Consider the following 25158-nt stretch of genomic DNA (forward strand, 5'->3'; position numbering starts at 1 on the left):
GGAACGACGATGGCGAAAAAAATGCCGGAAATCGGAGATTATAAATATGGGTTCCATGACAAGGACGTCTCCATCTTCAGATCAAAACGCGGTCTGACGGAAGACATTGTCAGAGAAATTTCGAAGATTAAAGAAGAACCGGAATGGATGCTCGAATCACGCTTGAAAGCGTTGAAACTATTCTATTCCATGCCAATGCCGCAATGGGGCGGAGATTTGAACTCGCTGGATTTTGATGAAATCACGTATTATGTCAAACCTTCTGAAGCGAGCCAGACTTCATGGGATGAAGTTCCTGAAGAAATCAAGCGTACGTTTGATAAACTGGGCATTCCTGAAGCTGAACAGAAGTACCTTGCAGGTGTCTCTGCACAGTACGAATCCGAAGTTGTTTACCACAACATGAAAGAAGATTTGGAAGAGATGGGCATCATCTTTAAAGATACTGATGCAGCACTTCGTGAAAATGAAGACCTCTTCAGAGAAAACTTCCAGACAGTCATTCCAGCAGCAGACAATAAATTCTCTGCTTTGAACACGGCTGTTTGGTCGGGTGGTTCATTCATCTATGTACCGCCAGGCATCAAAGTGGAATCGCCACTGCAAGCCTATTTCCGCATCAACTCGGAAAACATGGGCCAATTCGAACGTACGATGATCATCGTCGACGAAGGCGCAAGCGTCCATTACGTAGAAGGCTGTACAGCTCCTGTCTACACGACGAACTCACTGCACTCTGCAGTTGTTGAAATCATCGTGAAAAAAGATGCTTATTGCCGCTATACAACAATCCAAAACTGGGCGAATAACGTATACAACCTGGTAACGAAACGTGCTTTCGTAGATGCAAACGGCACGATGGAATGGATCGATGGCAACATCGGTTCGAAATTGACGATGAAATACCCTGCAGTCTTCCTTAAAGGCGAAGGCGCACGCGGCATGACATTGTCGATTGCGATCGCCGGCAAAGGCCAGCACCAGGATGCAGGCGCGAAAATGATCCACTTGGCGCCGAATACATCTTCATCGATCGTTTCCAAATCGATTTCGAAACAAGGCGGGAAAGTTTCTTACCGCGGAATCGTGCACTTCGGCCGCAAAGCGGACGGCGCACGTTCGAACATCGAATGCGATACGTTGATCATGGACAACCAGTCGACATCCGATACAATTCCTTACAACGAGATCATGAACGATAACGTTTCGCTTGAACACGAAGCGAAAGTATCGAAAGTCTCTGAAGAGCAATTGTTCTATCTGATGAGCCGTGGCGTTTCTGAACAGGAAGCGACAGAAATGATCGTCATGGGCTTCATCGAGCCATTCACTAAAGAATTGCCGATGGAGTATGCAGTCGAAATGAACCGTCTCATCAAGTTCGAGATGGAAGGTTCAATCGGTTAATCAATCAATCAATCCCCGGCATGGAAAATGCCGGGGATTTTTTATGCCGGTTAGGAGGAGTGGATTTCCTCATTTGTATAAATTTCGTTTTACTCTTTTTCCTAAGGGTATACAAAGGATGAAGCAAAAAATTGAGGAGGGATTTTTCTAATGAGCCAAACTTTTGATGCATTAAAAGAGAAAATCAGCAACGCTGACATGGGAGAAGCGAAAGAAATCATCACTCAAGTCAAGCAAGCATACGACGACGGCAAAATCGATGAAAACGAAAAGAACGAATTGATGGATCTCGCTAAATCCAAAATCGGCGGCGGCGGGCTCGGCGGGTTGTTCTAAGAGCCTGCAGCCCAATTAAAAAAATAAGCTTTGGCGTCTCTTCATGGATGCCGAAGCTTATTTTTTTATGTGTTTTAGAGCTTCCCGCTTGCTCAGTGGCTGAAGCGTATGGGCAGAGACGAAGTCCAAGACCCACATGGGATCGGTTTTTGCGTATTCCCTCAAAGCCCAGCCGATGGATTTTTGGATGAAGAATTCGCGGGATTCGGCATGTAGAGAGATGATGGAGCCGAGCATTTCCGTGTCGGTCTGTTGCTTGAATTTCAGTTGGTGCAAAATTGCAGCGCGCTGGGTCCATAAGTTTTCTGCATGTGCCCACTCAACAAGGAGCGGGGCAGTGGTTGTTCGGTCAAGCAACACAATATGACCGACGAGTTTGGGGGCGATGGCATCAACAGTGTCCCACCAGGAATTGGATTCGACCAGCAGGCGCAAAAACGGCAAGTCGTCTGGAGTCAGTTCCTTTTTTGCTTGTTCCAGCAATTCGATGGCTGCGTAATGAAATTCGCGTTCCGGCAGTGCGTACAGTGCTTGGACAATGGACTTCAATTGTGCTTTTTCAGGGAGGAGATATGTGGATAGCTGCTCTTTCATTAACGCAGTACGCAGAGGTTTCTGGATTCCTAAAAATGGGAAGTTGTGTTTCATATAAGCGGCCATCGGAGCGGCAAGCTCCGGGTTGCGATGGTCCTCAAAGCTTGAGATAAGAGCCTCTGTGTTCCATGGTTTTTTCATTTCCAAAAACCTCCTAAAGAATGGCTTGATATGTGATTGTAACCATGTGCGAAATAGGGAGCTTCGCCTGGCGTGCTTCAGCGAATCTCAAAAAGGACGCCTGTTTTGTTCTATGCTATCATAAAATAATAACGAAAATGGAGGCAGGGCGATGATTTATGTTGGATTGACGGGCTGGGGAGATTATCCAGATGTGTATAGCCCCGGGTCGAAACAAAAAGATAAATTGGTCGATTACAGTGCGCATTTTCCGATTGTGGAACTGGATTCTTCATTTTATGCAGTCCAGCCTGAGCGCAATATCAGCAAATGGATTCGCGAGACGCCGGACAATTTCCAGTTCGTCGTAAAAGCTTATCAAGGCATGACCGGGCATCAGCGCGGGGAGAATCCATTCGCCACCCGCGAGGAGATGTTCGAAGCTTACAGGTTGTCTGTCAGGCCGCTTAAAGAAGCAGGGAAGCTAGCCATGGTGCTATTGCAATTTCCACCCTGGTTCGACTGCCAGAAAGATCATGTCGATGAAATACGCGCGATCATCGCGGAGCTGCAAGAATTTGACTTGGCGATCGAATTCCGCCATCAGTCATGGTATGCGGACGGCATGAAAGAAAAGACGCTGGAATTTCTTCGCGAACACGGATTGATCCATTCGGTCTGCGATGAGCCGCAGGCAGGGGATGGCTCCATTCCGCTTGTCCCCGAGTCCAGCCGCAAAGACAAAGTGCTGCTGCGTCTGCACGGGCGCAATGTCCACGGCTGGCTGAATCCCGGAAATGCCGAAAAATGGCGGGAAGTGCGCTATCTATACGATTATAACCGTGAGGAACTAGAAGAGATCAGCCGGGCCGTGAAGCGTCTTGAACAACAGGCAGAGCAGGTATATGTGATTTTCAACAATAATTCAGGCGGTCATGCGGCGGGGGATGCGAAACAGTTCCAGGATTTGAACGGTTTGCATTTTGAGGGATTGTCCCCGAAACAACTTGACCTGTTCGAAGGCGGGTTCTGATGGTATTTGTGATCCTTCTAGTGACCGGGCTTGCTTCAGGGATCGTCGGAGCGCTCATCGGCCTTGGCGGAGGCGTCATCTTGGTGCCTGTGCTGCTGTTCCTCAGCTCTTCAGTCAGCTTGTTTCCAGACTTATCCCCTCAACAGATTGTCGGGCTTTCGGTCGTCATGATGATTTTCACCGGTTTGTCTTCGACGATTGCCTACATGAAAGTGGGCACTGTCGATTACCGGAGCGGTTTCATTTTCTTTCTTGGCAGTGCGCCTGGAACCATTTTAGGCGCATTCGTCAACCGCAGTCTTGATGTACCGTCCTTTCAATTATATTTTGGCCTGCTATTGGTGTTCTTATCGCTGCTCCTGTTGCTCAGGGATCGCTTGAAGGCAGTGAGCTGGTTTGTCGATAACGGCAAAAAGCAAAGTTTCTATGACCGCAAAACCGATCAAGAATACGTCTACGGCTATCCGATATGGTTCGCGCTCGCATTGACTTTCTTCATCGGCTTTGCATCCGGGCTATTCGGCATCGGCGGCGGTTCGATCCTCGTTCCGGCCATGATCCTGCTATTTTTATTTCCGCCTCACGTAGCCGTTGGAACGTCGATGCTGATGGTCTTTCTGTCAGCCATCGTCAATTCCATCACGCATATTTCACTCGGTAATGTCCCGTGGATCTATACCTTGGCCATCATCCCTTCAGCATATATTGGAGCGAAGATCGGGGCTAGGCTGAACCGCAGCATCAAATCCGAGACTCTGGTTGTCGTGCTGCGGCTCGCATTATTATTACTCGGGCTCCGCTCGATTTACGAAGGAATTTTCAGTTCATAATGAGGTGTTTGACATGAGTGAAATCATCCATATTTATCATACGAACGACCTGCATAGCCATTTTGCGCACTGGCCCCGTATCCAATCCTTGCTGACGGAGCGCAGGCGCTGGCATGAAGAAGCGGGCGATGTGTGTTTGGTGCTCGATATCGGGGACCACGCTGACCGCTCACATCCTTTTACAGAAGGCACGGCTGGCAAAGGCAATGTCCAGTTGCTCAATGAAGCCGGTTATGATGCAGTGACCATCGGCAATAACGAAGGGATTACGCTGTCCAAAGCAGAACTGGACGAATTGTATGTGCAGGCTGATTTTTCTGTCGTTGTCGCTAATTTATTGGACTTAGACGGCAGGCAGCCGGAATGGGCAAGCGCAAATCAGATTATCGTGACGAATGACGGAGTGAAAATCGGGCTTGTTGCTGCAACGGCAGAGTTCACACCGTTTTACCGACGTCTCGGCTGGCAAGTGACGAGCGGCAGAGAAGCGATCAAGCGTGAGGCCGCGGAAATCCGCGGGTCGGTCGATTTTCTCATTTGCATGTCTCATCTTGGCATCAGGGAAGATGAACTGTTAGCAGCAGAATGCCCCGAACTCGATATTATCTTGGGGGCGCATACCCATCATTTATTCCACCAAGGAAAAGAAATCAGCGGGACCTTGCTTGGTGCTGCCGGCAAGTTCGGCTATTATATCGGCCATATTGAAATTGATATCGCGACACGCAAGATGACAGCGGAAGTGATCGAGACCGACCAGTTGCCAGAAGCCGATAAAGGGTTCAATGACTACTTGGTCGGTGTCGGCAAGCAGCAAATGGCAGAGACGGTTTTCTACAATGACCATCATTTGAAAGCGGAATGGTTCAAGCCGTCCCCCATGGCAGAGCTGTTTGGCGATGCCTTGGTGTCGTTTGCTTCGGCGGATTGCGGATTGTTCAATGCCGGCATTTTTATGGAGGATATGCCGCAAGGGGAGATGACGCGCTACGATTTCCACCGTATGCTTCCGCATCCGATCAATCCATGCGTCATCGATCTCAGCGGCGCGGAACTAAAGGAAATTTATCTCCAATCCTTGAACGAAGACTGGCCGCAACTTGAGCTCAAAGGCATGGGCTTTCGTGGCGCGGTATTCGGACGGATGATCCATAGCGGGATGGACATGCACAATCACCAATTGATGGTGAGGGGCAAGCCAGCCGATCCGGACCGCATCTACCGGCTCGCGACGCTCGACCTGTTCACATTCGGCTATTTTTTCCCTGCCTTGAAGCGTGCACCGAAGAGTTATTTCATGCCCGAGTTCCTGCGTGATGTCTTTGGTGATTATTTCCGAATGAAAACCGTTAAATAGAAGGAACATTCAAAATGGACTGTTAGTTGATTTCGTGTGCTTTTTGGGCTATGCTTTTTATGAATTAGATATCGATGGGTAGAGGCTGCAGCCTTCATCAGTAGAATGTGCGAGTTTGACCGCGTAGACCGCATTCGAAAGGGAAGCTTGCCGAAATCACCGTTTCCGGGTCAGGGGAGCGTCGATTGGGGGCATTTCGAACAGGAATGCCACTGTCATTTGCAGTGAGTTGCAGATGGAGAGCTACAGGGTTGTTTGATGCTTGTGCACACAGACGAATTGTAGGAAGCCGGTTTATCCATGGGATAAACCGGCTTTTTTGGTCTAAGCCTTACCATCAAAATGAATAGGAGGAAATCTAATTATGGAAAACACAATCTTTTCGATACTGCCGCCGATCATCGCGATTGCGATGGTACTGTTGACGCGCCGTGTATTACTGTCGCTCGGCGTCGGCATTGTGGCAGCTGCGTTGATCCTGACATCGTTTGCGCCGCTCGAAGCCTTGAACGAATTATTTACTTCATTTGCGGTAATTTTTTGGGATGAAGGCTTCAACGCTTACAATGTCTTCATCATTTTGTTCTTATTGCTGCTAGGAGTCATTACAGCATTCGTCAGCCTGTCTGGAGGCAGCCATGCGTTTGCCGATTGGGCATCTGCGCGTGTCAAAACACGCCGAGGGGCGAAATTGGTTACCGTATTTCTTGGCATTTTGATTTTCATTGATGATTATTTCAATGCCTTGGCCGTCGGGCAAGTTGCACGGCCGATTACGGACCGTTATAAAGTATCGCGTGCAAAACTAGCTTATTTCATCGATTCGACTGCTGCACCGATTTGTGTAGTGTCTCCCGTATCCAGCTGGGGAGCTGCGATCATCGGCATCATCGGAACGATCTTGGCTGGGCAGACCTTCCTTGATTATTCGGCGCTGGAAGCTTTCCTGTGGATGGCACCGATGAACTTCTACGTCATCGCGGCACTTGCCATCGTATTCTTCGTCGCAATCCGTGATGTGGATTTCGGGGAAATGAAAAAACATGAACGCCTGGCGATTACAGAAGGCCAGTTGTTCAATCCGGATAAAGTGATTCCTGGGGAAATGAAAGAAGATTTCCCGAGCCACTCGCACGGACGCGTCCGCGATTTGTTATTGCCGATCCTGTTATTGATCGTCGGAACAGTCGCAGCGATGATGTGGACAGGATATGTAAATGCCGATAGAGTATTTGACATTTGGCTTATTTTTGAAAACACTGATGTTCCTTTGTCCTTGATCACAGGCGGAATCGTCGGCGCACTTGCAGCGATCATCTTGTACGCACTGCAGATCAAGCGCAACGAAGCAGCGGAAGCGCATTGGATCGCTAGAGGCATCTGGGCAGGGATTCAATCAATGGCGGGAGCTGTCTTCATCTTGATCTTCGCCTGGTCGCTGACCTATTTGATCGGCGCTTTGGAAACAGGGAGTTACCTTGCTGACGCTGTCGCTCGCGGCAATGTGCCGACAAGCATCCTGCCTGTCCTATTGTTCTTGTTGGCTGGCGTCATGGCGTTTTCGACTGGTACTTCCTGGGGCTCTTTCGGGATACTGCTGCCGATTGCCGGCACGATCATGATCCAAGCAGAACCTGAACTATTGCTCGCTTCCTTATCGGCTGTATTAGCGGGAGCAGTATTCGGAGACCATTGTTCACCAATCTCGGACACGACAATTCTGTCGTCGACAGGCGCAGGAAGCAACCATATGGACCACGTTGTCACGCAACTTCCTTATGCATTGACCTCTGCAGCGATCGCAGCAGTAGGGTATATCGTCATAGGCTTTACCGGCTCCTTGCCTTTGGCTCTTGGAGCGGTAGCAATTGTCTTGGCAATACTATTCGTTTTCTGGTCTAAGCGTACAACCTTAATGGAAAAACATGAACAGAACTAAGATCTGGAAGGCGGAGATATTCTATCTCCGCCTTTTTATTATTGTAATAATAGTTTTTTTGAAAAATTTTCAGAAATTATCTTTACTTTGAACAGGGTCCTAGTTATACTAAATTTAGATTCCAAAATAATCTGAATATAAACAAACTTCCTATTTTTCTGTTAAAAAATTGGAAGTTCACAACAAAGGGGGAAGAGAAATGGAACGTTCTACATGGGGAACGAGAGCCGGTTTTATCATGGCGGCGGTCGGTTCAGCAGTAGGTTTAGGGAATATTTGGCGATTCCCGTATGTAGCATATGAAAATGGTGGTGGAGCTTTCTTAATTCCTTATTTGTTCGCACTTTTAACTGCCGGGATTCCAATTTTGATTCTGGAATTCACTATAGGCCATCGTTATCGCGGATCAGCGCCATTGTCATTCTTTAGAATGAGCGGGAAAAAATCTGAATGGCTCGGTTGGTGGGCAATATTCGTTTCGTTCGTCATATCGGTGTATTACGCAGTCATCATTGCTTGGGCAATGCGTTATACCTTGTTTTCATTCAATCAGGCATGGGGAGAGGATACAGAAGCTTTCTTATTCAATGATTTTCTCCAACTAACGGTGTCACCAGGCGAGACGGGGGGAATCGTCTGGGGAATCTTTATTCCGTTAGTTCTTGTTTGGGTCATTACGCTGGGCATCTTGCTTGCAGGCGTTAAAAAAGGAATCGAGATGGCGAACCGGATTTTCATTCCGACTTTGGTCATCATCTTTACCATCATCGTTATCCGTGCGGTTACGCTTGATGGGGCAATGCTCGGACTGGATGCATTCTTCAGCCCGAATTTCGACGCCATAATGGATCCAACCGTGTGGGTTGCGGCCTATGGGCATATTTTCTTCAGTCTATCGATTGCTTTTGCAATCATGATTACTTATTCCAGCTATCTTCCGAAAAAATCGGATATCACTAACAATGCTTTCATTACCGCTTTTGCAAACTCAAGTTTTGAGTTGCTGGCAGGTATCGGGGTGTTTGCGGTACTCGGTTTCATGGCGACCCAATCTGGTGTAGCTGTGGCGGATGTTGCATCAGCTGGCGTAGGGCTCGCGTTTGTGGTGTTCCCGGCAATCATCAATGAATTCCCGGGCATGAACGGGCTGTTCGGTTTCTTGTTCTTCCTATCACTAACACTTGCTGGATTGACATCTCTTATGTCGATCACAGAAACATATGTCGCAGGTTTTACTGAGAAGTTTGGGATTTCACGCAGAAAAGCGGTTGCCTTCGGCGGTGGTCTTGCAGCATTGATTTCAATCCTTTTTGCTACGCAGGGCGGATTGTTCTTCCTGGATATCGCTGATTACTACATCAACCAATTCGGTGTAGCGGCTCTTGGCCTCGTAGAAGTTATCATGGTAGTATGGATTCTGCGCAAAACAGGAGACCTTCAAGAGCATGCCAATGCAATTTCCGATATCCGGCTTGGTGGCTGGTGGAAATTCAGTTTGGGCGTCATCACTCCGATCGTTCTTGGCTATATGATGTTCGGCTTGCTGCGCCTAAATATTTTCCAGCAATTCGAAACGGAAACAGGGAACTATGAAGGCTATTCGAATATGTTCACATTGTTCGGCGGCGTAGCCGTCGCAGCGGGCGCTCTGCTCTTCGGGATTTTGTTCTCGCTCGGCAAATGGCATAAAAACTATCGCTATTACGATGAGCATTCCGAGCATCCAGCACGAGAAAAAGAATAAGGAGGGATCGACATGTCAGTTAGCGCGATTGTAGTTATGATTATCGGTATGATCCTCCTCTGGGGAGGGCTTGCAGCGAGCATTTTCCACGCTGTAAGATCGAGCAAAGCAAACAAAGCAGAAGACTTAGGATAAAATGGAAAACCTCTGGCAGAACGCTCGCCGGAGGTTTTTTGTTTATTTATGCGACGATAGCACAGCTTGTCCACAAAGTCTTGGTGTGATACATTTGAAGCAGGATGTAAGCAGGTAAAGCAGGATGATGCGGGCCCAGGCTTTTGTCATTACTAGGTATGGGTGGTGAGGATATTGATCACAATTGAAAAGTGGAATTACGAGGTGATCGAGGATCATCGCGAAGGCTTTCAGGAAGAAGCGATCCAGAACAGGTACAGTGATATTCTGGCCAAATACGATTACATCCTGGGCGACTGGGGATACGGGCAGCTTCGCCTTAAAGGTTTTTTTGAAGATAGTAATAACAAAGCAAGCTATGATACGAAGATCAGCACGCTGCAGGATTATTTATATGAATACTGCAATTTCGGCTGCTCTTACTTCGTCTTGAAAAAGGCCGGAAAAGCGCCGGAACCAGAAGTGCAGGAACAACCAGAACCAGAAGTACAGGAACAACCTGAACCCCCCACAGCGGATTGAGCCGCTGGGGGTTTTTTTGTGCCCATATGATATGATAGAGAAGAAACGCAACAGCGAGAAACAGTAAAATGGAGGGACTCATTATGTATTTTATCGACCGCGGAAAAATCAAGGAAGCCATCACATATATGGATGCGCTTATCGCTTTATATGAAGAGAATGGCCAGTGGAATTCGTTGAAAGACCAATTGGCTTTGGAGCGCCTGGCACTCGGGGCGATTGAAGCGGTGATCGATGTCGGGAATTCGATGATCGATGGTTTTATTATGCGCGATCCGGGTAGTTACGAAGATATCATCGATATACTGGTGGATGAAAAAGTGATCACCGAAAAAATGGACCAGCCTTTGAAAGAGCTGGTTGGCCTGCGCAAGATGCTTGTGCGCGAATTCATTGCGGTCGACCATACAGAAATCAAACGTGTAATGGATGCTCATTTGGATAGCCTGAAACAATTCGGCCCTAAGGTGGCCCATTATCTTGAACATGAACTTGGGCCGGTCTCTGCGTTCATTCCGGAGAACGACAATGGAAAAAATTAAGCGCTATAAGGCGTATTGCCTGGATCTGGATGGTACGGTGTACCGGGGCGAGGCGCCGGTTCAGGAAGCTGCGCAATTTGTCAGCCGCTTGCAACAACAAGGCATCGAAGCTTTTTATGTCACGAACAACGCCTCCAAAACGCAAGGGCAATTGTATGAAAAGCTGAAAAGGGTCGGTGTCAATGCCGATAAATCGCGCATTATGTCTTCAGCGGTCGCGGCGGCAAAATACATCAAGCGTTGGTACCCGGGCCGCACGGTTTACCTGATCGGTTCGGATGGCTTGAAGGAAGCGCTTGATGCGGAAGGAATCGATTGCGTCGAGAAACAGGCAGACATCGTCCTGATGGGGCTCGACCCACAGATTACTTACAAGAAACTATCGCGCGCTTGCCTGGAGGTGCAGAATGGGGCCGTGTTCTTGTCGACTAACCAAGACTTGGCATTCCCTTCAGAAGAAGGATTTCTGCCAGGCAACGGGGCCATAACAGCCGTCGTGTCAAAAGCGACAGATGTCGATCCGGTATTTATCGGCAAACCGGAAATCCATATGCTCGAAGCCATTCAGCACGAATGGGGATTCGATAAAGAGGAAATGGTGATGATCGGGGATAACTACGATACCGACATACAAGCAGGAATCCGTTTTGGAATCGACACGGTGCACGTCAATACCGGCGTGACCCCGATGGATGCCGTGATGCAAAAAGACCATCCTGCAACGCATTTGTTAGAAAATCTCAGTTTTTGGAAGCATTAAAAAAAGCCGTCCAAAAGGCGGCTTAAAACAATGGGTTTTCTTCTATGAACTCATATATTTTCTTGGTTAGCTCTTCAGGGGTGTCCGCTTCCACAATTTCACCGTTTACAAGTGCAAACAAGGATTCGGCACATTGGCTGCAGTAGCTTAAACAACCATATTCGAGTACATCCAGATTCGGGTCCTGCTCTAGTTTTGCAAAAGACTCTTCCGAACCATTGGCGAGATTGCTCATGCAAAATTCAATAATCGGGTTCATTCCAGCTCACCTCACTACTAGGAAATCCTACCGTGTTTCCGTGCAACCGTCAATTAATTGATTTTGCCTTGAAAGGATTGTGAAAGTTATCACAATCAGCTATACTCATATTTGGAATCAACAGCAGAATGACGGGCTAAAGGAGAATTATATGAAGAAATTAGTCTTACTAGGTGGCGGCTATGGCAATATGCGGGTCTTGCTTCGGCTCTTGCCGAATAATTTCCCGCAGGACATGGAAATTATCCTCATTGATCGCACACCTTTTCACAGCATGAAAACAGAATTTTACGCACTCGCTGCAGGCACTGAATCTGACCACGAGGTGCGCGTCCCGTTTCCGGAGCACGAACGCCTGAAAATCGTCAATGGCGAAATTCGTGAGATCGGCCTGGAGGAAAAATGCATCTTTTTGGAAGACGGCCAACGCATCGCCTATGATGAAGTGGTCATCGGGCTCGGTTGCATCGACAAATACCACGGCGTTCCGGGAGCGGATGAATTCACGTACAGCATCCAAACCATCGGCAACTCGCGGAAAACTTATGAAGCCTTGCTTGGACTGAAATCAGGAGCCACAGTCGGCGTGGTCGGTGCAGGGCTCAGTGGCATCGAACTTGCCAGTGAACTACGTGAAAGCCGGAAAGACCTGCAAATCAAGCTATTTGACCGCAGTCCGCGAATTTTACGCGACTTCCCGGAGCGGCTCAGCAATTTCGTCAAGAAATGGTTCGATAATAATAACGTTGATGTCGTGTCCAATTCGAATATCACCAAAGTGGAGCCTAATCTGCTCCACAACCACGAAGAAACGATTCCGGTCGATGCAGTCGTCTGGACGGCGGGCATCCAGCCGGTCAAGCCGGTACGCGACTTGAATTTGGAAAGCGACAGTAGCGGGCGTGTCGTCATCAACCAATATCACCAATTGCCGAACGATGAGAATGTCTATGTCGTCGGCGACTGTGCCGCATTGCCAATGGCGCCTTCTGCACAGCTTGCAGAAGAACAAGCTGAACAGATTGTCAAAGTGCTGCGCATGAAATGGAAAGGCGAAGCATTGCCTGAGACGATGCCAGAGATCAAGCTGAAAGGCTTCCTTGGCTCGCTCGGGAAAAAACAAGGCTTTGCCTATCTCGCAGACCGTACCGTTACCGGACGCATTGCGCGTTTGATGAAATCAGGCGTCTTGTGGATGTATAAATGGCATAATGGGTAAAGAAAAAAGCGCTCCCCGGAGCGCTTTTTTACAGAGTGTTGAAGAAGTCTATTACTTCATTACGAATTAGAATGGAATCGTTTTTTTTACATTCAACAATCAACGAACTCTTTAAGTATTTGGAGAAGTGTTCGCTCGTAAACCCTTCTGCTCAATAATGCTGCGCATTACTTTCGCAAAGATAATGTCTCCCGCAGGTCGACTTTATCTTTCCTGTGGAATAGCGAGACGACCGAGACCCCGCAAGGAATGAATGAGCGAAGCTTAGCTGAGCGCATTCATTTGCGACGCATCTGCCACGCAGATGTGGGAGCACAAGGGTTTCGAAGCGACTGAGGAGGCTTGGGCGCGAGCCCACGGAAAGCGAGCGATAAGCTTCGGAAAATACGATTTCTTACCTTTCTCGATAACCTGGAAAAAGCGCTCCCGGAGCGCTTTTTTTATTTATTCAGCAGCGGCAAAGCCGTGTTTCTCGAGCTCCTGGTAGACAGGCTTTAATTGAATATAGCCTTCGCCAACCACTTCACCTTCGATCAGCACGAGCGGGTAGAAAAACTCATCTTCCAAAATTCGCTCCGCATATTCTTGCTGTTTTGCATCTTGCAACGGTTTCTCAATATCGATATAGCTTATTGAAAATGGTTGGTCTTTGTATTTTCTGGAGATCGCTGCTTCGAGCCATTCGTAGGTATCTTTGGACGACGGGGCATTTACACAGCTGGCGCAGATCTGGTCGGTTCCGTAAACTTCGATGTTCGGGATTTTTGTCATGGATATTGGCCTCCTGGAAATTCATTATTGGCTTTTTGTGCTTATTCACATTATAATGATTGTAATGAAAGGAGTCGATAGAAATGACTGAAGCTATGATGGAAGATCAAGTAATGGAAGTCTTAGATAAATTACGGCCATTCCTTTTGCGCGACGGGGGAGACTGTGAATTGGTGGATGTAGAGGACGGCATCGTGAAGCTCCGTTTGCTCGGTGCTTGTGGCAGCTGCCCAAGTTCAACAATCACATTGAAAGCGGGCATCGAACGCGCGCTTGTCGAGGAAGTTCCTGGCGTCGTTGAAGTGGAACAAGTCTTTTAATATCCAGGGGCCTTTTGCAGGTCCCTTTTTATGTCTGCCCCATGCGGGTAGCAAAATGGAAAAGAAAGGGTGAACGTAGATGACACAAGTTGTAGAAATTACAGAAGCCGCTTCTTTCCAAGTGAAGGAAATGATGCGCCATAACGAAGAGGAAGGATCTTTCCTGCGCGTGGCTGTAAAAGGCGGCGGCTGCAGCGGCCTGACATATGGCATGGGTTTCGAGCCGGAAGCGGCAGAAACAGACGATCAATACGAACAGCATGGCATCCGTATCTTGATCAATAAGGAAGATGCACCGATTTTACAAGGGACTATAGTGGATTACAAGCAGTCCTTGATGGGCGGCGGATTCACCATCGATAACCCGAATGCCATCGCCTCATGCGGATGTGGAACAAGTTTCCGTACCGCGAAAAAAGCAGGGACTCCTGAAAACTGCTGATGCAAAAACCCGCTTTGTGACAAAAGCGGGTTTTTTTAATTTTCGCTTTTGTTGCGCATCTTGTGTAAGGGCATTCAACTGTTGAAAAGCATTTGCAAAAGGGCTAATATAGAGGATAGGTGTTTACTGGAATCTGTTTCATTATTTCCGGTACATAAAATGACTTGAAGGTGGTTGCGATTGTGTTGAAAAGACCGTCAATATTAGTATTAGGTGCAGGCTATGGTGGATTGACCACTGTAGTGAATCTGCAAAAAGAATTTGGGACAGACGCTGCGGACATTACGCTCATCAACAAAAATGAATATCATTACGAAAGCACATGGCTCCATGAAGCGGCAGCAGGAACACTGCTTCCGGAACAAGTGCGCTACGATATCGCAGACGTCATCGATACCGGCAAAGTGAACTTTGTTCAAGCCACTGTCGAAGGCATCGATGTAGACAGCAAAAAGGTTTCGACTGACAACGGAGAATTCACATACGATTATCTTGTCATCGGCCTTGGCTTTGAAGGGGAAACTTTTGGAATCGAAGGCCTCGACACATATGCGTTGTCGATCGCCAATGTAAAAGCTGCGCGTTATATCCGCGAGCACATCGAATTCCAATTTGCGACATGGTCTACTGAAGAAGTGAAGAACGACAGCCGTTTGACGATCGTTGTCGGCGGAGCCGGATTCACAGGAATCGAATTCCTCGGAGAACTTGCAAACCGCGTGCCAGAACTTTGCAAAGAGTACGACGTGCCGCGTGAAAAAGTACGTGTCATCTGTGTAGAAGCTGCACCGATGGTCTTGCCAGGATTCGATCCTGAATTGGTAGATTATGCAGTCGGCCATCTTCAAGCAAAAGGCATCGAATTCTCTATCGGAACGCCTGTCGTTGAAGCGACTCCAGAAGGTGTGAAGATCAAGAAGAATGATGATGAGTTTGAATTCATCTATGCTGGCACAGTTGTTTGGGCAGCTGGCGTCCGTGGCAACCGCTTGATTGAAGAAACATCCATCGAAAGCATGCGCGCGCGCATTAAAGTCGAAAAAGACATGCGTGCGCCAGGTTATTCCGATGTATTCATCGTCGGTGACTGCGCATTGATGATCAATGAAGAAACAAACCGTCCGTACCCGCCGACTGCACAAATTGCGATGCAGCAAGGCGAGCGCATTGCAAAAAACATCAAAGCGCTTGCTGGCGACGGGACGACGGAAGAGTTTGTTCCTGATTTGAAAGGAACTGTCTGCTCACTTGGCGATGAAGATGCGATTGGTGTTGTCTTCGGCAAGAAAGTGACAGGCAAACGTGCGTCGTTCATGAAGAAAATGATCGACAACCGTGCCTTGTACATGATTGGCGGCCCTGGCCTCGTCTTGAAAAAAGGTAAATTTAACGTACTATAAAAACGAAAGCCTCCCGGTGCGGGGGGCTTTTTTTCACATAGCCTGAAGGAGTGGGATTCATGTCGAAAAGCAAAAGAGGAGATGTTTGGCTCGGTGCTGCTGGGCTGGTCGTCAACCAACAAAACGAATGGCTCGTCGTCAAGAAGCGTTACGGCGGGCTTCATGGAAAATGGTCGTTGCCTGCAGGATTCGTCGAAAAAGATGAAACAGTGGATCAAGCAGCCTTGAGGGAAGTGAAAGAGGAGACCGGGATCGACTGCGTCTTGCTTGGCATGATCGGTTTCCGCTCGGGAGTGATCAAGGAGAGAATCAGCGACAATATGGCGGTATTCTTGCTGCGTCCTCTTGAAGACAAGCAACACATCCTAGTGCAGCAAGAAGAGCTCTACGAAGCTGCATGGCGCTCTCCTGAAGACTTATCGAAAGATGAAGATGCCTCGGTCATGCTACATGAAATGGCTTCGTACATAGTCGAGGAAGGGTTTGAACCAATCGAAGACGTCGACCCTGGTCATATTTTTGGCTATACTGACTATAAACTGTTTTTTCGGCATAAATACTAGATTTTAATTAACAGATAATTTAGAAAAAGATAGAATAATAAAGGATAAAAGAGAATAATGGAGATAAAGGCGTTTGTATCCGTTTACAAACGTTCTTTTTTATTTGCAGCGATTTGCGATACGTGATATATTACTAATTATCAGAATATTAAAAACAACAGAGGAGGTGTTTCGAATGACAGTCTTCAAGAAGAGAACTACTGCAACCCATTGCCCATACTGCGCGGGCCAAGGATATTTCCAACTACGGTTGGGCGGCTCCGAAACGTGCTCCTGCTGTTCAGGATCCGGGAAAAACAAATAAACTGTGAAAATATGAAAGAGCAGCTGCAATAGCTGCTCTTTTTTATATGGGCAGGGCTTCTGTGACAAAGTCATGAATACTGTTCCTCCACATTGAAAGGGCTTTGTCTTTCGGGTAAACTGAGGAAAGGAATAACGGAGGTTAGAGTCCATGAACAGTTCATTTACCATTGTCCAATTGATCATTTCCATCCTGCTTTTTTACGTGATGTTTTTCGGTATCGGCTTTTTGCTGAACATGCTGCTGCGCATGACGTGGCTAATGGCGGTCGTGTATCCGGTTGTCATCTTGCTTGTCATTGATGATGTCGGTGTATTTGATTACTTTACCGCCCCAGGCGAGTCCTTTTCGATGCTTGGGGAAACTATCCGTTCGTTGACGGGCAGCGATATTGCCGTACTGACGGCCGGATTCCTCGGCGCAGTCACTTCTGGAATCGTCATGAAAATATTGCGCAAGATGGGGTATCAAATGTTTTGATGCCGTTTATAGAAAAAGAAAAGCCGGTCCGCAATTTGCGGTCCGGCTTTTTTCTAGAGCATGCTGTAGAAGACGACAGACAGCGCGATTCCTGTCAGCGCCCCCATGAACACTTCACTCGGTTTGTGGCCGAGCAGTGTTTTGAGTTCCTCGATTTTCTCTTCTTCTTTTTTCGAAGGCCATTTACGGGTTTCTTCCATAAAATTATTCAAATCCTGGCGCAAGCGGTTGATCGTCAATGCTTGTTGCCCGGCTTGAAAACGGACCCCGGTTGCGTCATACATCGTGATCACCGCAAACAAGGCGGATACCGCGAATACCGTGGATGAAATGCCTGCCTCATAGGCGACTGCGGTTGTCAGGGAGGTTACAGCGGCAGAATGAGAACTCGGCATGCCGCCAGTCGATGTGAAAAGCCCCCAATTCAATTCACGGGTCACTGCGTATTGAATGGGAATTTTAACGAATTGGGCGAAAAAAATCGCAAACAACGCAATCATTAATGGCGTATTGGATAAGAGTTCCATTTGGCAAGCAGCCCCTTCCACTTAAATTCCGTACAGAAAGTATATCATATGCCTATGGCAGTACGCGCTTTGTCAAGCTATTCCGGAAGCCGAAGTAATGTTACACTGAATATGCAGTTAAAAGGAGGATTCTTATGGAAATCAATGTATTGAAACCCACAGAACAGAACGAAGCAGAAATTCTAATCGTCGGATTGAGCCGCCATCCCGATAATGCGGATGGCTGGAAAGGATTGGAGAAGCGCTTTGACGGACGCCTTGCTGATTGGATTAAAGGCGGTTTGTCATTCGACTTGAACTCGCTGAGCATTTATCCTACTTTAAAAGGCGACATCCCTCGTGTGCTATTTGTTGGGATAGGCGACCGCAAAAAACTGACGGAAGATGAGTTGCGCCGTTCATTTGGCATCGCAGGAAAGCAGTTGGTCAAAGAAAAAATTCGCCATGCCGCCATCTATACAGCTTCTTTCGAAAATGGGGAAGTGAACGGCGAACAAGTCGCGCACCTAGCGGCTGAGGGTATCCAAATGGGCGCATACCGCTTTGCTGATTACAAAACGAATTCCAATGAAGTGGATCACCGCGTGGAATCGCTGAGCTTTCTGACAGAGCAGCCAGCAGATGCCATCCGCCAGGCGGCTTTTATCGGCACAGTCCATGCGGAGGCAGTCAATGAAGCAAGAACGCTCGTCAATATGCCGGCGAATATCCTGACGCCAACAGCGATGGCTGAATATGCACAAGAGCTCAGCGAAGCTTACGGATTTGAAACGGATATCCTTGGGCGCAGCGAAATCGAAGAGCTTGGCATGGGCGCGCTGCTTGCAGTCAACCAAGGTTCTGTTGAAGAACCGCGTCTGATCGTCATGAAATACAAAGCGACAGACAGTTTCGAAGCCCCGCTCGCACTCGTCGGTAAAGGTATTACATTTGATACGGGCGGTTATTCCCTCAAGCCGAAAGACGGCATCGTCGGGATGAAAGGGGATATGGGCGGAGCAGCGGCTGTGCTGGGTGCAATGCGTGTCATCGGCGAACTGAAGCCGGACAAGGACGTGGTGGCTGTCATTGCCTCTACTGATAATATGGTGTCAGGCAATGCCTTCAAACCTGATGATGTCATCACGTCGATGAGCGGCAAGACCATTGAAATCCTCAACACGGATGCAGAAGGGCGTTTGGTATTGGCGGATGCTGTCACGTATGCCAAGCAGCTTGGCGCAAGCCAAGTGGTGGATGTGGCGACGTTGACAGGCGGCGTCATCGTCGCGCTCGGCAAAGACAAAACGGGCGCGTTGACGAACGACGAAGCGTTTTACGGCAAACTGCTGGACGTCTCGAAGAAAACGGGTGAGTTCGTCTGGCAATTGCCGCTCACGGAAAGCGACAAAAAGCGGCTGCGCAAAAGCGATGTCGCCGACTTGAACAATTCACCCGGGCGCGACGGCCATATGATTTTCGGCGGCGGCTTTGTCGGCGAGTTCGTCGGCGACACGCCGTGGATCCACCTAGATATCGCCGGAACTTCGCACGCCGATGCAGCGCATGACTTGGGCCCTGCTGGAGGCACTGGCGCCATGGTAAGAACACTGGCGTTATTTGTGGAAAAGTTGGGGAATAAGGAATAAAAAAACGCAGCCAAATTGGCTGCGTTTTTTTTATTCGTTTTCAAGTTCTTCTTGCTGGTTGTTTTTGCGCTTTTCAATTGCAGGGCCCATATCGTCACGCACCGTTTCTTCCGCGACTTTGATGCCTGTCATATAAGCGGCGCGACCGATCAGATGACCAGCAACCGGCTGCGTGATGAACAGGAAGGCGATGGCAATGACCATCTGCGTATTGAAGATGCCTTCATTAAACCAAAAATGGACGAAGGTTCCGAGCAGGATTGATAATACACCGAGTGTCGAACTCTTAGAGGCTGCGTGTGTCCTTGTGTAGACATCTGGTAGCCTGACGAGCCCGAGAGCAGTGACGGCGCTGAACAGGACGCCAGTGCCGATTAAAAGGATGATTAGGATATCAACGAGGATCTCGATCGAAAATCTCCCCTCTCTCCAGGAATTTCGCAAAGGCGGCCGTTCCGATAAAGGACAGAATGCTCATCAAGAGAATGACCTCCAGGAAAAATTCCGTCTCAATAATCAAGGACAATAAAGCAACAATCGACACGAGCGTCACGCCGATCGCATCGAGTGCCACGACGCGGTCTGCAACCGTCGGGCCTTTGACGAGGCGGAACAACAGGCCAGCAAAAGAAATGCTGACGATGAACAGGGAAACCCAATAAAACATCATCATGACCGGCTCACCTCCAATATCGCCCGTTCAAATGTATTCTTGATAGATGACACGGCCGAGTCAATGTCTTCGAAATCCAGGGCATGGATGTACAGGCGTTTTTGATCTTCGGAAATGCCGATTACCAAAGTGCCTGGAGTTAATGTGATCAATGCGGACAGCAAGGTTACTTGCCAGTCGTCATCGAGTTCCGTTTCCATTTCAAAAATGGCCGGTTTGATGTTCATGTTGGGGCTTATGACGATCGACAGCACCTGGATGCTTGACATGAAAAGTTCACGAAGGAACAACAGGAACAGTGAGATCAACGCCCAGACGCGTAGGATGTACAGCCGGTTTGAGAAAAACCGGCGCATCAAGATGATGATGCCGAGGCCAATTAGAAAGCCGATGACGAATCCGGAAGGAGTGAACGACACGGTCATGAACATCCAGACGAGCGCCAGGAAAAAATTCAATAGAACTTGTAAAGACATATTGACCTACTCCTTTAATACCGCGTCAATATAGAGCGATGGATTCAGTAGCACTTCACCTGCGTCCGAAATGAACGGCATGAAGAGTTCCGCACCGGCGCCGAGGAATACAGTCAAGGCGACGAGTATAGCTGTCGGGACGAACATCGATAGATAATGTTTTCGGTCAATCGTGACAATCTTCACCGGTTCTCCCCAGAATGCATAGATGAAGATCCTTACAACACTTAGCAACACGAGCAAGCTAGTCGCCAGGATCACTAAGCTGCCCCAGAAGTGGGTGCCTTCGAAACCGCCTTGGACGATCAGCAATTTGCCAGGGAAGCCGCTGAGCGGGGGGATGCCGGCAAGGCCGAATGCCGCGACCAGGAAGGTCCAGCCAAAGAGCGGATAACTCTTGATCAAACCGCCCATCTTGCGCAAATCGCTGGTGCCGAAAATGACGGTCAAGATGCCCACTAGAAGGAACAGTGCCGCTTTAATGAGCATGTCGTGCACCAAATAGAAAATGGAGCCTTCTACACCGGCTGCGTTCATTTGCGAAATACCGAACAAGATGACGCCAACCGCAATGATGATGTTGTAGATGATGATCTTTTTTACATCAAAATACGCAAGCGCCCCGACGCAGCCTGCGAGGATCGTCAAAATCGCAATGATCGCCAGCAGTTCGTGGGTAAAACCGGTATTCATCGTGAAGAACAAGGTATAGGTTCTCATGATGGCGTAGACGCCGACTTTTGTCAGCAATGCGCCGAACAAGGCGAGAATCGCCATTGGCGGTGCAAAATAGGAACCTGGCAGCCAAAAGTACAATGGGAAAATCGCCGCTTTGAAACCGAAGACGACCAGGAACAAGACGGCAATGACCGTTAGGATGCCAACTGCTTCGATTTGCGGGATCTTGACAGCCAAGTCGGCCATATTGAGCGTACCGGTAACGGAGTAAAGGTAAGCGACCGCCGAAACGAACAATGCCGATGAAATGATGTTCACCAGCAAGTACTTAATTGATTCGCGCAGCTGCGGCTTTTCACCGCCGTGAACGATCAATGCATAAGAAGCCATCAACAACACTTCGATGAAGACGAACAAGTTGAAGATATCGCCTGTTGTGAAGGCGCCGTTAACTCCGGTCATCAAGAACAGGACAGCTGGATAGTAGAACGACTGCTCGCGCTTCACGCCAATCGTCGGGATGCTGTAAAACAATACGAACAGCGTGACGATGGTGGAACTCAGTACCAATAGCACCGAGAACATATCGGATACCATAGAGATGCCGAACGGGGCAGGCCAGCTGCCGAGCGTGACAGCTTGGACGCCATCACTGTTAACTTTCGAGAATAGCACAAGCGCTGAAGCGAGTGTCGCGGCAACGCCGGCAATCGCCACTGCGCGTTGCATATGCAGCTTTTTTGGGAACAGCATCAAGATGGCGGCAAAAATCAATGGAATGACTACGGGGAACAAAGCTAAATTACTCATAATCTTCTGTACCTCTCAATAGCTCCATATTGTCTGTGCCAAGTTCCTGGTAGGCACGATAGGCGAGCACCAGGAAAAATGACGTGACCGCGAACGAAATGACAATCGCTGTCAGGATCAGCGCCTGTGGCAGAGGGTCGGCATAATCGCTAACCGTTACCCCATCAGCCACAACAGGCGGCGCAGTGCCGCCGAGGCCGCCCATTGTCAATAGCAAAAGGTGGGCGCCGTGGCTCAAAAGGCCTGTGCCGATGATGATGCGAATCAAACTTTTCGATAGCATTAAATATACAGCCGCCATGAACAATAAGCCGATGGCAACCGACATGACTATTTCCATTATTCATCCTCTCCAATCGTTTGAATAATGGTCATCGTTACTCCTACAACAACCAAATAGACGCCTATATCAAATAACAATGCCGAGTGCAGGGAGGTTTCGCCGAACAAAGGCAAATCGAAATAATCATAGGCATGTGTGAAGAATGGGACATCAAAAAAGATCGATGCACTGGCGGTTGCGATAGCAATCAACAAACCGACAGCGGTCAGCACGACGTAATTAATCGGCAGGATCTTCTTGATTGTCGGGATGTCGAACGCAAGCATCAACAAGACGATGGCACTTGCGGTCAACAATCCCCCAACAAACCCGCCGCCCGGCGTATAGTGGCCGGCGAAGAAAATATGGACAGCAAACATCAAGATGATGAAGGTCACCACTTTCGTGGCGGTTTGAAGCATGACATCATTTGTTCTCATGCTGACCCTCCTTTTTCGTGAGGCGCAGGCGGATCATCGTAATAATTCCGATGCCCGCAATGCCGAGTACTGCAATTTCGAACAAGGTATCAAACCCGCGGTAATCGACGAGAATGACGTTGACGATATTCCCGCCGCCCGCTTCTTTATAAACCGTTTCCTTGTAGAATTCGGAAATCGAAGGCATAGCTTTTTGTGAATGGGCCGATAACGCGACCAAAGTCATTGTGACGCCAACGCCAAGTGCCACGAGTGCATTGCCAAAGCGGAATTTCATGCGCTCTTCTTTGCGGCTGATCTGCGGCAAATGATAGAACGCCAGCAAGAACAAGGCAACCGAGATGGTTTCGATAACGAGCTGTGTCAATGCCAAGTCAGGTGCACGGAAGATGACGAACAGCAGTGCCACTGAATAGCCGACAGCCCCTAGTGCGATAATCGCGGTCAGGCGGGACTTGGAGCCGAGAATCGTCAAAGTCGCACCGACCAATGCCAGAAGGATAACAATTTCATAAACGCCAATTGGCGCCAAATTGTTAAAGTCGATCTGGAACGCTTCGTTCAAGAACAAGGTCAGCAACACGATGAATGTCATGAAGCTGAACATATAGACGAGGTATGACCGGATAAAACCTGTCATATAAATCCGGGAGAAGCGGTTGGCCCCTCCGTCGCTGAGCAGCATCATTTCATCATAAAGGCGGTTCAGTGAGATGGAATCCGGATATAGATCGTATAGATGCTGCCATTTGCGCAGCGTCCAGAACATCAAGCCACCGATTGCAAAAATACCTAGTGTCATGAATAATTCAGTGTTGAAGCCGTGCCACGCTGAAACGTGGATATCCACATTCTGCGGGGAATCATAAAGAAACGGCTGAATAGCGGCAACAGCGGGTTTCACAAGCCAATCCCCGATCAAGTTCGGGATGAAGAAAATCATTACGACGAGTGCGGCAAGGAAAACCGGTGAAATGAGCATGCCGATCGGTGCTTCATGCGCTTGTTTCGGCAATTGCTCCGGCTGATGTTTGCCGGCAAAAGTATGGAAGACGAAATATAAGCTGTAGATGAACGTGAAGACCGAACCGATCCAAGCGATGATCGGGAACAAAACCCACCAGACGTCCATCGAGAACATATTGAATTCCTGCAGCGACAGCATCGCCGTCAAGAACATCTCTTTACTGAGGAAGCCGTTGAAAGGCGGGAGGCCCGCCATTGACAAGGATCCGATCAATGCGACCGTGAAACTGACCGGCATCAAACTCATTAAACCGCCGAGTTTCCGGATATCGCGCGTCCCAGTTTCATGGTCGATGATGCCTGCGATCATGAACAGGCTTCCTTTAAAGGTTGCGTGGTTGATTAAATGGAATATCGCCGCGAACGCTGCGTATTTCAAATACGTATCAGCGGCGCCTTCTACATGATAAGCTGCTGCAGCAACACCGAGCAGTGACATGATGAGGCCCAACTGTGAAACGGTCGAGAAGGCCAGTATGCCTTTCAAGTCCTTCTGCTTCAAAGCAAAGAACGACGCCCACACCATCGTGAACAACCCGACGCCGGCAACAAGCCACATCCAAACTTCAGATAAGGCGAAGACCGGTGTCAAGCGGGCGACCAAGTAAATGCCGGCTTTAACCATTGTTGCGGAGTGGAGATAGGCACTGACAGGCGTCGGCGCTTCCATCGCGTCCGGCAGCCAGATATAAAATGGAAACTGGGCAGATTTTGTAAATGCGCCGAGCAGCACAAGCACCAGGGCCCAGATGAAGAAGTCATGCTGTGCAAGTTCTGGTGCTTGTGCAATCAATTCGCGGATCGAATACGTGCCGCCCATGATGCTGAGCAACACAAATCCCCCAAGCATCATCAAGCCGCCGAAGACGGTAATCATCATCGACTTCAATGCGCCGAATCGGGAGCGATCGCGCGTATACCAATAAGCGATCAGCAAGAATGAGGAAATCGAAGTCAATTCCCAGAACAAGTACAGCGTGATCAAATGATCCGATTGCACGACGCCAAGCATGGCGCTCATGAAGATCAATAGATACACATAGAAGTTATGTAATTGTTCGCGGTGCTTGTCCAAATAGAAAATCGAGTATAGCACAACGAGTGCGCCGATCCCGGTGATCAGCAAAGTGAACAATAAGCTCAACCCATCGAGATACGCAATAAAGGCGATATCGAGGGAAGGGATCCAGGAAAGTTCAGATACATAAGTGCCACCTTCCATAACTGAAGGAAGGCGGGTGGCGTAGTATAAGAACAGCGCTGCCGGAACCAGTAAAACGAACCAGCCTGTATGGATCTGGCCAAGTCGTTTAAATAGCAGCGGAATAAACAGCGCTGCAAGGATCGGTATGAAAATCAGAAATACAAGAGACAAATGAATCCTCCTTCCAAAGTGGTACGTGATGAGTTTCTAATTAAAAAGTATAACGCATTCAGAGCGGTTTTGCACCGTACACCCTTGCAGCTAGGAGGAAGAGCATAAAGATTTCATGTGTTTTGT

General features: G+C 48.4%; 30 protein-coding genes and 1 riboswitch. Of the genes, 19 read left to right on the forward strand and 11 right to left on the reverse strand.

Annotated elements, in window-relative coordinates; translation table 11 throughout:
• The first annotated feature begins 9 nt into the window (after positions 1-9).
• Both sufB and M1Q06_RS06045 read left to right on the forward strand, forming a co-directional pair.
• Positions 10-1407, forward strand: a complete 1398-nt coding sequence (sufB, locus tag M1Q06_RS06040) for a Fe-S cluster assembly protein SufB (RefSeq protein WP_101190002.1) — start codon at positions 10-12, stop codon at positions 1405-1407.
• A 150-nt stretch (positions 1408-1557) separates the two neighbouring features.
• Positions 1558-1743 carry a hypothetical protein gene (locus M1Q06_RS06045; protein ID WP_121301083.1) on the forward strand — a complete coding sequence of 62 codons (186 nt, stop codon included), beginning with the start codon at positions 1558-1560 and terminating at the stop codon, positions 1741-1743.
• 57 nt (positions 1744-1800) lie between these two features.
• Here M1Q06_RS06045 and M1Q06_RS06050 read toward each other — a convergent pair whose 3' ends face one another.
• Positions 1801-2478 (reverse strand): DNA alkylation repair protein, encoded by a 678-nt coding sequence (locus M1Q06_RS06050; protein WP_434402244.1) that lies wholly within the window; start codon positions 2476-2478, stop codon positions 1801-1803.
• 151 nt (positions 2479-2629) lie between these two features.
• On the opposite strand from M1Q06_RS06050, the gene M1Q06_RS06055 reads away from it, so the two are divergent.
• From M1Q06_RS06055 to M1Q06_RS06095, 9 genes are all read left to right on the forward strand, one after another.
• Positions 2630-3490, forward strand: coding sequence for a DUF72 domain-containing protein (locus M1Q06_RS06055; protein ID WP_434402246.1), 861 nt, complete (start codon positions 2630-2632; stop codon positions 3488-3490).
• A complete protein-coding gene (locus M1Q06_RS06060; RefSeq protein WP_434402248.1) occupies positions 3490-4320 on the forward strand; it encodes a sulfite exporter TauE/SafE family protein in 831 nt (276 codons plus the stop codon). Before M1Q06_RS06055 ends, M1Q06_RS06060 begins: the two co-directional genes overlap by 1 nt.
• Before the next feature lie 13 nt (positions 4321-4333).
• Positions 4334-5677 (forward strand): bifunctional metallophosphatase/5'-nucleotidase, encoded by a 1344-nt coding sequence (locus tag M1Q06_RS06065; RefSeq protein WP_434402250.1) that lies wholly within the window; start codon positions 4334-4336, stop codon positions 5675-5677.
• A gap of 71 nt (positions 5678-5748) precedes the next feature.
• Positions 5749-5931, forward strand: a riboswitch (Lysine riboswitch).
• A 110-nt stretch (positions 5932-6041) separates the two neighbouring features.
• The gene (locus tag M1Q06_RS06070; RefSeq protein ID WP_434402252.1) at positions 6042-7616 is read left to right on the forward strand and encodes a Na+/H+ antiporter NhaC family protein; all 1575 of its coding nucleotides are present in this window, start codon (positions 6042-6044) and stop codon (positions 7614-7616) included.
• A gap of 199 nt (positions 7617-7815) precedes the next feature.
• Positions 7816-9360, forward strand: a complete 1545-nt coding sequence (locus M1Q06_RS06075; RefSeq protein ID WP_101190008.1) for a sodium-dependent transporter — start codon at positions 7816-7818, stop codon at positions 9358-9360.
• A gap of 12 nt (positions 9361-9372) precedes the next feature.
• The gene (locus M1Q06_RS06080) at positions 9373-9495 is read left to right on the forward strand and encodes a methionine/alanine import family NSS transporter small subunit (RefSeq protein WP_145990591.1); all 123 of its coding nucleotides are present in this window, start codon (positions 9373-9375) and stop codon (positions 9493-9495) included.
• 174 nt (positions 9496-9669) lie between these two features.
• Positions 9670-10017: a YutD-like domain-containing protein gene (locus M1Q06_RS06085; RefSeq protein WP_434402254.1), complete on the forward strand. Its 348-nt coding sequence runs from the start codon at positions 9670-9672 to the stop codon at positions 10015-10017.
• A gap of 83 nt (positions 10018-10100) precedes the next feature.
• Positions 10101-10559 carry a type VII toxin-antitoxin system HepT family RNase toxin gene (gene hepT / locus M1Q06_RS06090; RefSeq protein WP_434402256.1) on the forward strand — a complete coding sequence of 153 codons (459 nt, stop codon included), beginning with the start codon at positions 10101-10103 and terminating at the stop codon, positions 10557-10559.
• A complete protein-coding gene (locus tag M1Q06_RS06095) occupies positions 10546-11319 on the forward strand; it encodes a TIGR01457 family HAD-type hydrolase (protein ID WP_434402258.1) in 774 nt (257 codons plus the stop codon). Before hepT ends, M1Q06_RS06095 begins: the two co-directional genes overlap by 14 nt.
• 22 nt (positions 11320-11341) lie before the next feature.
• On the opposite strand, the gene M1Q06_RS06100 is transcribed toward M1Q06_RS06095, so the two are convergent.
• Complete coding sequence (locus M1Q06_RS06100) at positions 11342-11578, reverse strand: YuzB family protein (protein WP_058381198.1); 237 nt, start codon at positions 11576-11578, stop codon at positions 11342-11344.
• 151 nt (positions 11579-11729) lie between these two features.
• Between M1Q06_RS06100 and M1Q06_RS06105 the strand changes: the two genes are divergently transcribed.
• Positions 11730-12797 (forward strand): NAD(P)/FAD-dependent oxidoreductase, encoded by a 1068-nt coding sequence (locus M1Q06_RS06105; protein WP_434402260.1) that lies wholly within the window; start codon positions 11730-11732, stop codon positions 12795-12797.
• 444 nt (positions 12798-13241) lie between these two features.
• Here the strand turns inward: M1Q06_RS06105 and M1Q06_RS06110 are convergent, their stop codons facing one another.
• On the reverse strand, positions 13242-13568 hold the full coding sequence (locus tag M1Q06_RS06110; protein ID WP_101190012.1) for a YuzD family protein: 327 nt from the start codon (positions 13566-13568) through the stop codon (positions 13242-13244).
• A gap of 83 nt (positions 13569-13651) precedes the next feature.
• Here M1Q06_RS06110 and M1Q06_RS06115 point away from each other — a divergent pair, with 83 nt between their 5' ends.
• The 6 genes from M1Q06_RS06115 to M1Q06_RS06140 all read left to right on the forward strand — a co-directional run bounded on the left by M1Q06_RS06115 (position 13652) and on the right by M1Q06_RS06140 (position 17077).
• Positions 13652-13888: a NifU family protein gene (locus M1Q06_RS06115; protein WP_058381195.1), complete on the forward strand. Its 237-nt coding sequence runs from the start codon at positions 13652-13654 to the stop codon at positions 13886-13888.
• A gap of 79 nt (positions 13889-13967) precedes the next feature.
• Entirely contained in the window at positions 13968-14330 is a 363-nt protein-coding gene (locus tag M1Q06_RS06120; RefSeq protein ID WP_121301093.1) for a HesB/IscA family protein, read from the forward strand.
• A 185-nt stretch (positions 14331-14515) separates the two neighbouring features.
• Entirely contained in the window at positions 14516-15730 is a 1215-nt protein-coding gene (locus tag M1Q06_RS06125) for an NAD(P)/FAD-dependent oxidoreductase (RefSeq protein WP_121301118.1), read from the forward strand.
• 59 nt (positions 15731-15789) lie between these two features.
• Positions 15790-16293 (forward strand): NUDIX domain-containing protein, encoded by a 504-nt coding sequence (locus M1Q06_RS06130; RefSeq protein WP_434402263.1) that lies wholly within the window; start codon positions 15790-15792, stop codon positions 16291-16293.
• A 175-nt stretch (positions 16294-16468) separates the two neighbouring features.
• Positions 16469-16597 carry a YuiA family protein gene (locus tag M1Q06_RS06135; RefSeq protein ID WP_167456537.1) on the forward strand — a complete coding sequence of 43 codons (129 nt, stop codon included), beginning with the start codon at positions 16469-16471 and terminating at the stop codon, positions 16595-16597.
• Between the two features lie 150 nt (positions 16598-16747).
• The gene (locus M1Q06_RS06140; RefSeq protein WP_058381191.1) at positions 16748-17077 is read left to right on the forward strand and encodes a YuiB family protein; all 330 of its coding nucleotides are present in this window, start codon (positions 16748-16750) and stop codon (positions 17075-17077) included.
• 53 nt (positions 17078-17130) lie between these two features.
• Here the strand turns inward: M1Q06_RS06140 and M1Q06_RS06145 are convergent, their stop codons facing one another.
• Positions 17131-17604: a divergent PAP2 family protein gene (locus tag M1Q06_RS06145; RefSeq protein ID WP_058381190.1), complete on the reverse strand. Its 474-nt coding sequence runs from the start codon at positions 17602-17604 to the stop codon at positions 17131-17133.
• A gap of 134 nt (positions 17605-17738) precedes the next feature.
• Between M1Q06_RS06145 and M1Q06_RS06150 the strand changes: the two genes are divergently transcribed.
• Positions 17739-19232: a leucyl aminopeptidase gene (locus M1Q06_RS06150; protein WP_434402266.1), complete on the forward strand. Its 1494-nt coding sequence runs from the start codon at positions 17739-17741 to the stop codon at positions 19230-19232.
• A gap of 30 nt (positions 19233-19262) precedes the next feature.
• On the opposite strand, the gene mnhG is transcribed toward M1Q06_RS06150, so the two are convergent.
• From mnhG to M1Q06_RS06185, 7 genes are read right to left on the reverse strand one after another with little or no spacing between them, the layout of a single operon-like run.
• Positions 19263-19676 (reverse strand): monovalent cation/H(+) antiporter subunit G, encoded by a 414-nt coding sequence (mnhG, locus tag M1Q06_RS06155; RefSeq protein WP_244201660.1) that lies wholly within the window; start codon positions 19674-19676, stop codon positions 19263-19265.
• On the reverse strand, positions 19627-19905 hold the full coding sequence (locus tag M1Q06_RS06160; protein ID WP_121301096.1) for a Na(+)/H(+) antiporter subunit F1: 279 nt from the start codon (positions 19903-19905) through the stop codon (positions 19627-19629). The genes mnhG and M1Q06_RS06160 overlap by 50 nt, the downstream gene beginning before the upstream one ends.
• On the reverse strand, positions 19902-20381 hold the full coding sequence (locus M1Q06_RS06165) for a Na+/H+ antiporter subunit E (RefSeq protein ID WP_434402268.1): 480 nt from the start codon (positions 20379-20381) through the stop codon (positions 19902-19904). The genes M1Q06_RS06160 and M1Q06_RS06165 overlap by 4 nt, the downstream gene beginning before the upstream one ends.
• A 6-nt stretch (positions 20382-20387) precedes the next feature.
• Positions 20388-21869, reverse strand: coding sequence for a Na+/H+ antiporter subunit D (locus M1Q06_RS06170; protein WP_434402270.1), 1482 nt, complete (start codon positions 21867-21869; stop codon positions 20388-20390).
• Positions 21862-22209 (reverse strand): Na(+)/H(+) antiporter subunit C, encoded by a 348-nt coding sequence (locus tag M1Q06_RS06175; protein WP_121301099.1) that lies wholly within the window; start codon positions 22207-22209, stop codon positions 21862-21864. Before M1Q06_RS06175 ends, M1Q06_RS06170 begins: the two co-directional genes overlap by 8 nt.
• Positions 22209-22631 (reverse strand): Na(+)/H(+) antiporter subunit B, encoded by a 423-nt coding sequence (locus M1Q06_RS06180; protein WP_121301100.1) that lies wholly within the window; start codon positions 22629-22631, stop codon positions 22209-22211. Before M1Q06_RS06180 ends, M1Q06_RS06175 begins: the two co-directional genes overlap by 1 nt.
• Positions 22618-25032, reverse strand: coding sequence for a Na+/H+ antiporter subunit A (locus tag M1Q06_RS06185; RefSeq protein WP_274625589.1), 2415 nt, complete (start codon positions 25030-25032; stop codon positions 22618-22620). Before M1Q06_RS06185 ends, M1Q06_RS06180 begins: the two co-directional genes overlap by 14 nt.
• Positions 25033-25158 lie beyond the last annotated feature (126 nt).

Source organism: Planococcus sp. 11815, from assembly GCF_051096385.1.
Taxonomy (GTDB): Bacteria; Bacillota; Bacilli; order Bacillales_A; family Planococcaceae; genus Planococcus; species Planococcus citreus.

Bases quoted from the DNA above. Each gene is read 5' to 3' on its own strand.
- M1Q06_RS06150 (WP_434402266.1), top strand. From the start codon at position 17,739: ATGGAAATCAATGTATTGAAACCCACAGAACAGAACGAAGCAGAAATT.
- M1Q06_RS06135 (WP_167456537.1), top strand. From the start codon at position 16,469: ATGACAGTCTTCAAGAAGAGAACTACTGCAACCCATTGCCCATACTGC.
- M1Q06_RS06050 (WP_434402244.1), bottom strand. From the start codon at position 2,478: ATGAAAAAACCATGGAACACAGAGGCTCTTATCTCAAGCTTTGAGGAC.
- M1Q06_RS06055 (WP_434402246.1), top strand. From the start codon at position 2,630: ATGATTTATGTTGGATTGACGGGCTGGGGAGATTATCCAGATGTGTAT.
- M1Q06_RS06095 (WP_434402258.1), top strand. From the start codon at position 10,546: ATGGAAAAAATTAAGCGCTATAAGGCGTATTGCCTGGATCTGGATGGT.
- M1Q06_RS06170 (WP_434402270.1), bottom strand. From the start codon at position 21,869: ATGAGTAATTTAGCTTTGTTCCCCGTAGTCATTCCATTGATTTTTGCC.
- M1Q06_RS06115 (WP_058381195.1), top strand. From the start codon at position 13,652: ATGACTGAAGCTATGATGGAAGATCAAGTAATGGAAGTCTTAGATAAA.
- M1Q06_RS06160 (WP_121301096.1), bottom strand. From the start codon at position 19,905: ATGATGATGTTTTATTGGGTTTCCCTGTTCATCGTCAGCATTTCTTTT.
- hepT (WP_434402256.1), top strand. From the start codon at position 10,101: ATGTATTTTATCGACCGCGGAAAAATCAAGGAAGCCATCACATATATG.
- M1Q06_RS06105 (WP_434402260.1), top strand. From the start codon at position 11,730: ATGAAGAAATTAGTCTTACTAGGTGGCGGCTATGGCAATATGCGGGTC.
- M1Q06_RS06145 (WP_058381190.1), bottom strand. From the start codon at position 17,604: ATGGAACTCTTATCCAATACGCCATTAATGATTGCGTTGTTTGCGATT.
- M1Q06_RS06045 (WP_121301083.1), top strand. From the start codon at position 1,558: ATGAGCCAAACTTTTGATGCATTAAAAGAGAAAATCAGCAACGCTGAC.
- M1Q06_RS06110 (WP_101190012.1), bottom strand. From the start codon at position 13,568: ATGACAAAAATCCCGAACATCGAAGTTTACGGAACCGACCAGATCTGC.
- M1Q06_RS06165 (WP_434402268.1), bottom strand. From the start codon at position 20,381: ATGTCTTTACAAGTTCTATTGAATTTTTTCCTGGCGCTCGTCTGGATG.
- M1Q06_RS06100 (WP_058381198.1), bottom strand. From the start codon at position 11,578: ATGAACCCGATTATTGAATTTTGCATGAGCAATCTCGCCAATGGTTCG.
- M1Q06_RS06140 (WP_058381191.1), top strand. From the start codon at position 16,748: ATGAACAGTTCATTTACCATTGTCCAATTGATCATTTCCATCCTGCTT.
- M1Q06_RS06120 (WP_121301093.1), top strand. From the start codon at position 13,968: ATGACACAAGTTGTAGAAATTACAGAAGCCGCTTCTTTCCAAGTGAAG.
- M1Q06_RS06065 (WP_434402250.1), top strand. From the start codon at position 4,334: ATGAGTGAAATCATCCATATTTATCATACGAACGACCTGCATAGCCAT.
- M1Q06_RS06070 (WP_434402252.1), top strand. From the start codon at position 6,042: ATGGAAAACACAATCTTTTCGATACTGCCGCCGATCATCGCGATTGCG.
- M1Q06_RS06175 (WP_121301099.1), bottom strand. From the start codon at position 22,209: ATGGAAATAGTCATGTCGGTTGCCATCGGCTTATTGTTCATGGCGGCT.
- M1Q06_RS06180 (WP_121301100.1), bottom strand. From the start codon at position 22,631: ATGAGAACAAATGATGTCATGCTTCAAACCGCCACGAAAGTGGTGACC.
- M1Q06_RS06060 (WP_434402248.1), top strand. From the start codon at position 3,490: ATGGTATTTGTGATCCTTCTAGTGACCGGGCTTGCTTCAGGGATCGTC.
- sufB (WP_101190002.1), top strand. From the start codon at position 10: ATGGCGAAAAAAATGCCGGAAATCGGAGATTATAAATATGGGTTCCAT.
- M1Q06_RS06130 (WP_434402263.1), top strand. From the start codon at position 15,790: ATGTCGAAAAGCAAAAGAGGAGATGTTTGGCTCGGTGCTGCTGGGCTG.
- M1Q06_RS06080 (WP_145990591.1), top strand. From the start codon at position 9,373: ATGTCAGTTAGCGCGATTGTAGTTATGATTATCGGTATGATCCTCCTC.
- M1Q06_RS06075 (WP_101190008.1), top strand. From the start codon at position 7,816: ATGGAACGTTCTACATGGGGAACGAGAGCCGGTTTTATCATGGCGGCG.